8 protein-coding genes are annotated in these 8,169 nt (G+C 71.1%); 2 read left to right on the top strand and 6 right to left on the bottom strand.

Annotated elements, in window-relative coordinates:
• Positions 1 to 317 precede the first annotated feature (317 nt).
• Both ACRX5S_RS29085 and ACRX5S_RS29090 read left to right on the top strand, forming a co-directional pair.
• On the top strand, positions 318 to 1,142 hold the full coding sequence (locus tag ACRX5S_RS29085; RefSeq protein WP_436776107.1) for a helix-turn-helix domain-containing protein: 825 nt from the start codon (positions 318 to 320) through the stop codon (positions 1,140 to 1,142).
• The gene (locus tag ACRX5S_RS29090; RefSeq protein ID WP_436776108.1) at positions 1,139 to 1,327 is read left to right on the top strand and encodes a DUF397 domain-containing protein; all 189 of its coding nucleotides are present in this window, start codon (positions 1,139 to 1,141) and stop codon (positions 1,325 to 1,327) included. The genes ACRX5S_RS29085 and ACRX5S_RS29090 overlap by 4 nt, the downstream gene beginning before the upstream one ends.
• Positions 1,328 to 1,404: 77 nt before the next feature.
• On the opposite strand, the gene ACRX5S_RS29095 is transcribed toward ACRX5S_RS29090, so the two are convergent.
• From ACRX5S_RS29095 to ACRX5S_RS29120, 6 genes are all read right to left on the bottom strand, one after another.
• The gene (locus ACRX5S_RS29095; protein ID WP_436776161.1) at positions 1,405 to 2,226 is read right to left on the bottom strand and encodes an ABC transporter permease; all 822 of its coding nucleotides are present in this window, start codon (positions 2,224 to 2,226) and stop codon (positions 1,405 to 1,407) included.
• Between the two features lie 41 nt (positions 2,227 to 2,267).
• Positions 2,268 to 3,302, bottom strand: coding sequence for an ATP-binding cassette domain-containing protein (locus tag ACRX5S_RS29100; RefSeq protein WP_436776109.1), 1,035 nt, complete (start codon positions 3,300 to 3,302; stop codon positions 2,268 to 2,270).
• Between the two features lie 366 nt (positions 3,303 to 3,668).
• A complete protein-coding gene (gene ilvA, locus ACRX5S_RS29105) occupies positions 3,669 to 4,907 on the bottom strand; it encodes a threonine ammonia-lyase (RefSeq protein ID WP_436776110.1) in 1,239 nt (412 codons plus the stop codon).
• Positions 4,908 to 4,919: 12 nt separating this feature from the next.
• A complete protein-coding gene (locus tag ACRX5S_RS29110; protein WP_436776111.1) occupies positions 4,920 to 5,579 on the bottom strand; it encodes a response regulator transcription factor in 660 nt (219 codons plus the stop codon).
• Complete coding sequence (locus ACRX5S_RS29115) at positions 5,567 to 7,309, bottom strand: sensor histidine kinase (RefSeq protein WP_436776112.1); 1,743 nt, start codon at positions 7,307 to 7,309, stop codon at positions 5,567 to 5,569. Before ACRX5S_RS29115 ends, ACRX5S_RS29110 begins: the two co-directional genes overlap by 13 nt.
• Positions 7,306 to 7,842 (bottom strand): response regulator, encoded by a 537-nt coding sequence (locus ACRX5S_RS29120; RefSeq protein WP_436776113.1) that lies wholly within the window; start codon positions 7,840 to 7,842, stop codon positions 7,306 to 7,308. Before ACRX5S_RS29120 ends, ACRX5S_RS29115 begins: the two co-directional genes overlap by 4 nt.
• Positions 7,843 to 8,169 lie beyond the last annotated feature (327 nt).

The raw sequence follows: 8,169 nt of genomic DNA on the forward strand, positions 1-8,169 counted from the left end.
AGGGAGTTCATGTCGCCGACCTCGGGTTTGCGGCATTGGGGGCAGGTACAGGGGGGCCAGCGGAGGGGGTGGGTGGGGAGGGTTAGGGGGTCGCGGGGGCGGACTACGTGGGATTGCGGGCCCAGGGGGTGGACTTGGCCGTTCGCTGCTGCGACGTAGGTCGTGATCGTCATGCGGCTTTCGCGGCGTCGCCCTCGGTCGTCCTGACCGCCCATTGCCCACCTCCGAGTGACTGTTCCGCTACTCAGCGAACAGGTTGGGCGGTACGTTGGGAACGGTAGGGCGTTCAACAAGCTCAACTGGGAGACGTGCGAACGATGCCTGCGGCAAAGGAACTTGACCCTGAAGCGTCAATGTGGGCGCTGTTCGGTGCGCACCTGCGGTTTTACCGCCAGAGGGCCGAGTTGACCCAGGCCCGGCTGGGAACCGAGCTGCATGCAACAGGCTCCTTTGTTGGACAGATTGAGACGGCGGAGCGACGGCCGCACGAGGAGTTCGTCGCGCAACTCGACGAACGGCTGGACGCCAAAGGGTTGTTGATCGCGACAGCCGTGCACGCCGCGAAGCTCACCGATGACCAGCCGGGATGGTTCGACACCTTCGCCAACGCGGAGGCGGCGTCGCGCAGGATCCGCACCTTTCAGCCGCAGGTCATCCCCGGGTTGCTCCAGTGCGAGGAGTACATGCGCACGCTACTGAGCCGCGCGCGGGTTCCGCACGGGACCATCGACAAATGGGTGGCACGGCGACTCGCGCGCAAGAGCGTCCTCACCAAGGAGGATGCGCCCGAGTATTGGGCGGTGGTCGATGAGGCGGCGTTGCTGCGACTGTGCACGAACCAGGCTGTAGCCAAAGTCCAGGTCACGCACTTGCTCGACGTGATCGCGCTGAACAACGTCATTCTGGAAATGGTCCCCATGGAGGCGGGCTTGCACGCCTGCATGGATGGCGCGTTTGTGTTGCTCACGGTGCCTGGCAAAGGTGAATGCACCTATGCCGAGGGGACGTTCGAGGGACGCATGTCTAGTGATCAGTTGGGCGTGGCCGAGGTCCAGCGCCGTTACGATCTGCTTCGAGCTGACACGCTGTCACCTGAGCGGACACGACAGCACCTGCGAGACCTCTTGGAGGGCATGGCATGACCGAAGCACCTTCCCCGCGGGCATGGCGGAAGTCGTCCTACAGCGGGCAGCAGGGGGGCGATTGCGTCGAGGTGGCGCCGCTCGGCGGTGTGGTCGGGACGCGCGACTCCAAGGACGTTTCGCGTGGCCACCTCGTCCTGCGGCCCGAGGCATGGGTGGCGCTCACAGGGGTGTTGAAGGGCTGACCAAAGCACAGCAACGGCCCCTGGTGATCCGAGGAAACTCGGGTCTGCCAGGGGCCGTTGCTTACCAGCGAAAGCGATCAGGCGGTTGCGGAGCGGTACTTGCGTACTGCGAGGGTGCGGAAGACGACGATGATCAACAGCGACCACAGGAGCGACGCCCAGACGGGGTGCTCCATGGGCCATGCATTCGACTCCGACACGCCTGGGTTGCCGAAGAGAACGCGGCCCGCCTGCACTGTCGCGCTGAAGGGGTTCCAGTCGGCGATGTGCTGGAGCCACGACGGCATTCCGGCCGTGGGCACGAACGCGTTCGACACGAAGGTCAGCGGGAACAGCCAGATGAGGCCGGCTGAGGTCGCGGCTTCCGGAGTGCGCACGGACAGGCCGATCAGGGCGCCGATCCAGGTGAACGAGTAGCCCAGCAGCAGCATCAGGCCGATCGCGCCCAGCGCCTTCGGCAGGCCCTCGTGAATGCGCCAGCCCACCAGCACCGCAACCACGATCAGCACGGCCATCGTGAGCGCCGTCTGCACGAGGTCGGCGATCGTACGCCCCGTCAGCACCGCCCCGCGGGCCATCGGCAGGGAGCGGAAGCGGTCGATGAGGCCCTTGGTCATGTCCTCCGCAATACCGGCGCTCGAACCGGCGGTGGCGAAGGTGACCGTCTGGGCGAAGATGCCCGCCATCAGGAACTCGCGGAACATCTTCGGGTCGGTCGACCCGTCGACGTTGATCGAGCCGCCGAAGACGTACGCGAACAGCAGCACGAACATGACCGGCTGGATGAGCCCGAAGATGACGATCTCGGGAATCCGCTTCATCCGGATCAGGTTCCGGCGCGCGATGACCAGCGAGTCGTGCACCGACTGCGCGATGCCGCCACGTGGCTTGGGCGCCATGGTCTGCGGCGAGATCGAGGGTTTCGCCACGGCGTCGGTGGTCATCGTGCGGCGTCCTTCCGGTTCTGTGCGGTCGAGCCGGCGGTACGGCCGTCCGCGCCGTCGTTCTCCTCGTCGCCGCCGTTCTGGTCGGCTTCCTCGGCGTGGTGCCCGGTGAGCGAGATGAACACGTCGTCGAGGGTCGGGCGGCGCAGCCCGATGTCGTCGATCTCGATGCCCCGCTGGTCGAGTTCGCGGATGACCTCGGCGAGCAGCTTCGCGCCGCCCTGCACCGGGATTGTCAGGCGCCGGGTGTGCTGGTCGACCGACACGCCGTCGCGGCTGAACCCGCGCAGCACCTCGGTCGCGGTGTCGATCAGCTCGCGGTCGTGCACGACCACCTCGACGCGCTCGCCGCCCGTCTGGGCCTTGAGCTGGTCAGCGGTGCCGCGTGCGATCACCTTGCCGTGGTCGACCACCATGATGTCGTGCGCGAGATGGTCGGCCTCCTCCAGATACTGCGTGGTCAGCAGCAGCGTGGTGCCGTCCGCGACGAGGTTCTGGATGACGTCCCACAGCGCGAGGCGGTTGCGCGGGTCGAGGCCGGTGGTCGGCTCGTCCATGAACATCACGGGCGGCCGGACGACCAGCGCCGCGGCCAGGTCGAGCCTCCGCCGCATACCGCCGGAGTACGTCTTGGCCGGACGGTCGGCCGCGTCCGCGAGGTTGAACCACTCCAGCAGCTCACCCGCGCGCGCCTTCGAGTCCTTCGCGCTCATCTGGTAGAGCTCGCCGACCATCTGGAGGTTCTCACGCCCCGTCAGATACTCGTCCACGGCGGCGAACTGGCCGGACAGCCCGATCGAGCGCCGCACCTGGTTCGGCTGCTTGACGACGTCGAAACCGGCCACCGTCGCGCGGCCGGAGTCCGGGGTCAGCAGCGTCGTGAGCACCCGCACGGTCGTGGTCTTGCCGGCCCCGTTCGGCCCGAGGAGGCCGAGCACGGTCCCCGTCGGCACATTGAGATCGACGCCGTCGAGCGCCCGTACGTCACCGAAGGTCTTGACCAGACCTTCGGCGATGATCGCGTCCTGCATGTCGTTGGATCACTCCTCGGGCGGTGTTCCGCTGCGGTCGTGAAGGGGGCACGGGGCCGGATCGGCGGCCGTCACGACCGGACGGGTATCCGATCTTGTGCGTGTCGCTTTCCACCCTGCCGCGCGGCCCGAACCCGCGCGACCGGTTTTCCTCCCGGCCACGGGACGACACCAGCCAAGCAAAGCGCACTGACACAGCGTGAGGGCAAGATCAGGCCGCGGACGCCCGAACGTGTCGGACGGGGCACGCGCGCAAAAACTCTGGGCCGGGTGCGCGGTCCCAGACAAGGACGGCGCCGAGCATCCGGCACCGCACGTCCAGCACCGCACGTCCAGCGCCGAACTTGCGGCCCGCTCACCCGAGCCTCACGCCTCCGTAACCGGATACCCCGCCTCCGTCATCGCCGCGATCACCTCGCGGCAGTGCTCGACCCCCTTGGTCTCCAACTGGAGTTCGACCTCCACCTCGCCCAGTTGCAGCGAGGCGTCGGTGCGCACGTGCGTCACGTTGCCGACGTTGGCGTCCGTCGCCGCCAATTCAGCCAGCAGCGTCGCGAGCGCGCCGGGGCGGTCGGGGATGCGTACCCGCAGCGACAGGTACCGCCCGGCCGCCGCCAGGCCGTGCCGTAGCACGCGCAGCATCAGCAGCGGGTCGACGTTCCCGCCCGACAGGACCGCGACCACAGGTGGCTCGATAGTGACGTACGACTGCGACCCGCCCGCCTCCAGAAGCGCCGCCACCGACGCCGCACCGGCCGGTTCCACGACCAGCTTGGCGCGTTCCATGCACAGCAGCAGCGCCTGCGACAGCGATTCCTCGCCGACCGTGCGCACCCCGTCCACCAGTTCGCTGATCAGCGCGAACGGCACGTCGCCGGGACGGCCCACCGCGATGCCGTCCGCCATCGTCGTCGCCGACGGCAGCGCGACCGGGTGGCCCGCCGCCAGCGAGGGCGGGTACGCGGCGGCGGAGGCCGCCTGCACGCCGATCACCCGGATGTCCGGGCGCAGCGCCTTGACCGCGACGGCGACGCCCGCGAGCAGCCCGCCGCCGCCCGTGCCGACGAGGATCGTGCGCACCTCCGGGCACTGCTCCAGGATCTCCAGGCCGACCGTGCCCTGGCCTGCGACGATGTCCTCGTGGTCGAAGGGGTGGATGAAGACCGCGCCGGTGGCCTCGGCGTACGCCTCGGCGGCGGCCAGGCAGTGTTCGACGGTGGTGCCCTCCAGCAGCACCTCGGCGCCGTAGCCGCGCGTCGCGGCGATCTTCGGCAGCGGCGCCCCGCCCGGCATGAAGACCGTGGACCGTACACCCAGCAACTGCGCAGCGAGCGCGACACCCTGCGCGTGGTTCCCGGCGCTGGCCGCGACGACGCCGCGCGCCCGCTCCTCCGCGCTGAGGCCCGCGATGCGCACGTACGCCCCGCGGATCTTGAACGAGCCGGTGCGCTGGAGGTTCTCGCACTTGAGGTAGACGGGGCCGCCGATGCGCTCGGTCAGCGCGCGGCAGCCCGCGAGGGGTGTGGTCCGGGCGACTCCGTCGAGCAGTTTGTGCGCGACGCGGATGTCGTCCAGTGAGACCGACTGGGGTGAGGGCGAACTCATGCCTTCAGTGTGTCACCGGCCGATCTTCCCCTCGCGGAGGAAGGTCAGAACCGCCAGGACCCGCCGGTTTCCGTCCGCGCCCTGCGGGAGTTCGAGCTTTCCGAAGATGTTGCGCACGTGCGTCTCGACCGTTTTCGGACTCAAGAAGAGCTCGGCGCAGATGGCCTGGTTGGAGCGGCCCTGCGCCATCAGCGACAGCACCTCGGTCTCGCGGTCCGACAGCCCGGCCAGCGCCCCGCCGGTGCGTCGGCGGCCGAGCATGCCCGCGACCACCTCCGGGTCGACGACGACCCCGCCGTCCGCGACCGTGCGCACCGCGGCGGCGAACAGGTCGAGGTCGGTGACGCTCTCCTTGAGCAGGTAGCCGCGGCCGGGCGCGTCGCCGCCGAGCAGGCGGAGCGCGTGGTGGCCCTCGACGTACTGCGACAGCACGAGCACGCCGATGCCGGGCCGCACGGAGTCGAGCGTGACGGCGGCGTCCAGGCCCTCGGTGGTGTGCGTCGGCGGCATGCGGATGTCGACGATCGCGACGTCGGGGTGTTCGGTGCGCACCAGCGCGACGAGCCCGTCCGGGTCGCCCGCCTGGCCGACCACGGTGAAGCCGGCCTCGGCCAGCAGGCGCGCGACGCCCTCCCGGAACAGCAGGGCGTCGTCCGCGATCACGACGCGCACGGCAGCTCCGCGAGGATCCTGGTGCCGTGGCCCGCCGGGCTGTGCACGGTAAGGACGCCGTCCAACGCCTCGACGCGGTCGGCGAGTCCGCGCAGGCCCGAGCCGCCGTAAGGCTCCGCCCCGCCCACCCCGTCGTCGGCGATCTCCACCGTCATCGTCCCCTCCCCTTGATGGACCGCGACCGTCACGCGGGCCGCCCCGGCGTGCTTCGCGGCGTTGGCCAGCGACTCGCTGACCACGAAGTACACCGCCTCCTCGACGCCCGGCGGAAACCGGTCGTCGGGCACCGCGACCACCTCGGCGGGCACCGGCGACCGCTCGGCGAGCGACACCAGCGCCGCCGCCAACCCGGCCTCGGTGAGCACCGCCGGGTGGATGCCGCGGGCCAGTTCGCGCAACTCGGCGATGGCCAGCTTGAGTTCCCCGGCGCACTCGTCGATGCTCGCGGCCAGCGCGTCGTCGCCGTCCGGCACCGCGGTACGCGCCACCCGCAGCATCAGCGCCAGCGTCACCAGCCGCTGCTGCGCACCGTCGTGCAGGTCGCGCTCGATGCGGCGGCGGGCGGCGAGGCCCGCCTCGACGATACGGGTGCGGGACGCCCGGACCTCGGCGAGCTGCGCGCGCACCTCGGCGTGCAGCCGCTCGTTCTCCATCAGCAGCCGCGCGGTGGCGGCCACCGCCCGGATCAGGTCCGGGGATTCGTCGAGGGCCGGGTCGTACGCGATCGCCCCGACTCCCGGCAGCGCGATCACCGCGCGTCCCGGCCCGGGCTCCGGCAGCGGGCTCGGCCGCCCGTCGGGGTCGACGTGGTCGTCGTATGCGGGCCGGTAGTAGATCAGCCGCAGGCTCGGATCGCGCAGCGAACGGGCCAGCGCGCCCTGGAGGCGGCCCGGAGGCGGGGGCGAGTGGCCGAGCTCGGCGGCCAGGTCGGCGGCCACCGAACGCCCGGCGCGGGCCCGGATCATGCCGGCCAGCAGGAACAGCGGCCATACGGCGAGGGAGACGCGCGCGGCGGCGATGCCGGTGCCGTACGTGTCGCGCAGCGCCGGGACCATCACCATCAGGCCGGTGTAGACGTACACCCCGGTCATGCCGATGTTGCCGAGCAGCACCGGGGTCCAGCCGCGGCGCAGCAGGCGGCTCGCGGTCCACCAGCGGAAGCAGAAGAGGGTGAGCGCGACGACGTACACGACGGTCGGCAGCATCGAGAACACGATGTCGGCGCGGTCCACGGAGATGGTGCCGACGTCGGTCTCGGCGAGCAGGTCGCGCGGAGTCGCGTTCCAGCCACCGGAGAGCGAGAACCACAGGACCACGCAGGGGCCGGTGGTGAGGTACGCGGCGGCGAGCAGCGCGCGGCGCAGCCGCGGGTACGCGTCACCGCGCGCGAAGTCGGTCATGACGTGGGCGATGAAGCCCATGACCAGCCAGTCGGCGAGGAATCCGACGATGAAGGCGGCCTTATGGTGGACGCCGCCGAAGAGGATCAGCGTGCACATCACGGCGGCGAGCAGCATCGGCCAGATCGCGTCGCCGGGTCGGCGGCGCTCGGCCGCGACCACGGCGCACCAGGCGAACGCCCAGCCCGCGAGCAGCGGGAGGACGGTGCGGCTGATCGTCTCGGCCCAGGTGAGGCCGTAGCCGCCGTGGCGGACCGCGATGATGGCGAGCAGGGTGGCGGCGGCCTGGCACGCGATGATGGTGCGGGTTACGCGCGCGCTGCGGTTCACGGGGTGTCCGCCGGAGGCGGGTCGGCGGTGGGCTGGGGTCCGGCTTCCGAGGCGGGGCGGGATCCCGTGCCGGATGCGCGCGGGGGTCCGGTTCCCGGGGTGTGCCGGGGTCCGGTTCCCGGGGTGTGCCAGGGTGCGGTTCCGAGTGCGTGCCGCGTTCCCGAGGTGCGCAGCGTGGCGGCGAGGGTCTGCGGGGACAACTCTTCCTTGGAGATGTATCCGTCGGCGTGCGCGCCCGGTATGCGGTCGCCGTAGTCGTCGCGCGCCCGTCCGGATATCAGCACGATCCCCACCCCCGCGTCGTCCGCCCGGATCCGGTCGGCGGCGGTGAAGCCGTCGTACCCCGGGAGCTGCACATCGAGCAGCACCAGGTCGGGGCGCAGCCGCCGGGCCGCCTCGACCGCGCCGGGCCCGTCCGCCGCCTCCCCCACCACCCGGTACCCCCACGAGGTCAGCAGCCGCGTCGCCAGCCTGCGGAAACCCTCGTGGTCGTCGACGAGGACGACCGTCAGCGGTGCTCCGGTTGCAGCCACCGCAACATCCTCCTCCGCCCTCCGCGCTCCGCCGCCGCTGTGCCGTCGAACCGCGGAACGCGGCAGAGCGGCTGTCGGCGGGCCGGGTGGGGCCGATCGCCGCGGTGGTCCCGGCTCCGCCGTGCACCGGGTGTCCCCTGGACGCCCTACGCGCGGCCCGGGTCGATGCGGGCCGAACGTATCGGTGCGGAGCCCCGCGCGGTGAGGCCTCCCCCCGGGGCCTCACCGCGCGGCGGTGGCGGTCGGCGTACGAGCGGGGCCCCGTACGTCCGCCACCGGAACGCCGCGGCGATCGGTGGGTCCATCGTGCTCCGGCCGACGCGCGGG

Source organism: Yinghuangia sp. YIM S09857, assembly GCF_051388915.1.
Taxonomy (GTDB): Bacteria; Actinomycetota; Actinomycetes; order Streptomycetales; family Streptomycetaceae; genus Yinghuangia.

Coding starts and splice junctions, on each gene's coding strand:
- ACRX5S_RS29085 (WP_436776107.1), top strand. CDS start 318: ATGCCTGCGGCAAAGGAACTTGACCCTGAAGCGTCAATGTGGGCGCTG.
- ACRX5S_RS29090 (WP_436776108.1), top strand. CDS start 1,139: ATGACCGAAGCACCTTCCCCGCGGGCATGGCGGAAGTCGTCCTACAGC.
- ACRX5S_RS29095 (WP_436776161.1), bottom strand. CDS start 2,226: ATGGCGCCCAAGCCACGTGGCGGCATCGCGCAGTCGGTGCACGACTCG.
- ACRX5S_RS29100 (WP_436776109.1), bottom strand. CDS start 3,302: ATGCAGGACGCGATCATCGCCGAAGGTCTGGTCAAGACCTTCGGTGAC.
- ilvA (WP_436776110.1), bottom strand. CDS start 4,907: ATGAGTTCGCCCTCACCCCAGTCGGTCTCACTGGACGACATCCGCGTC.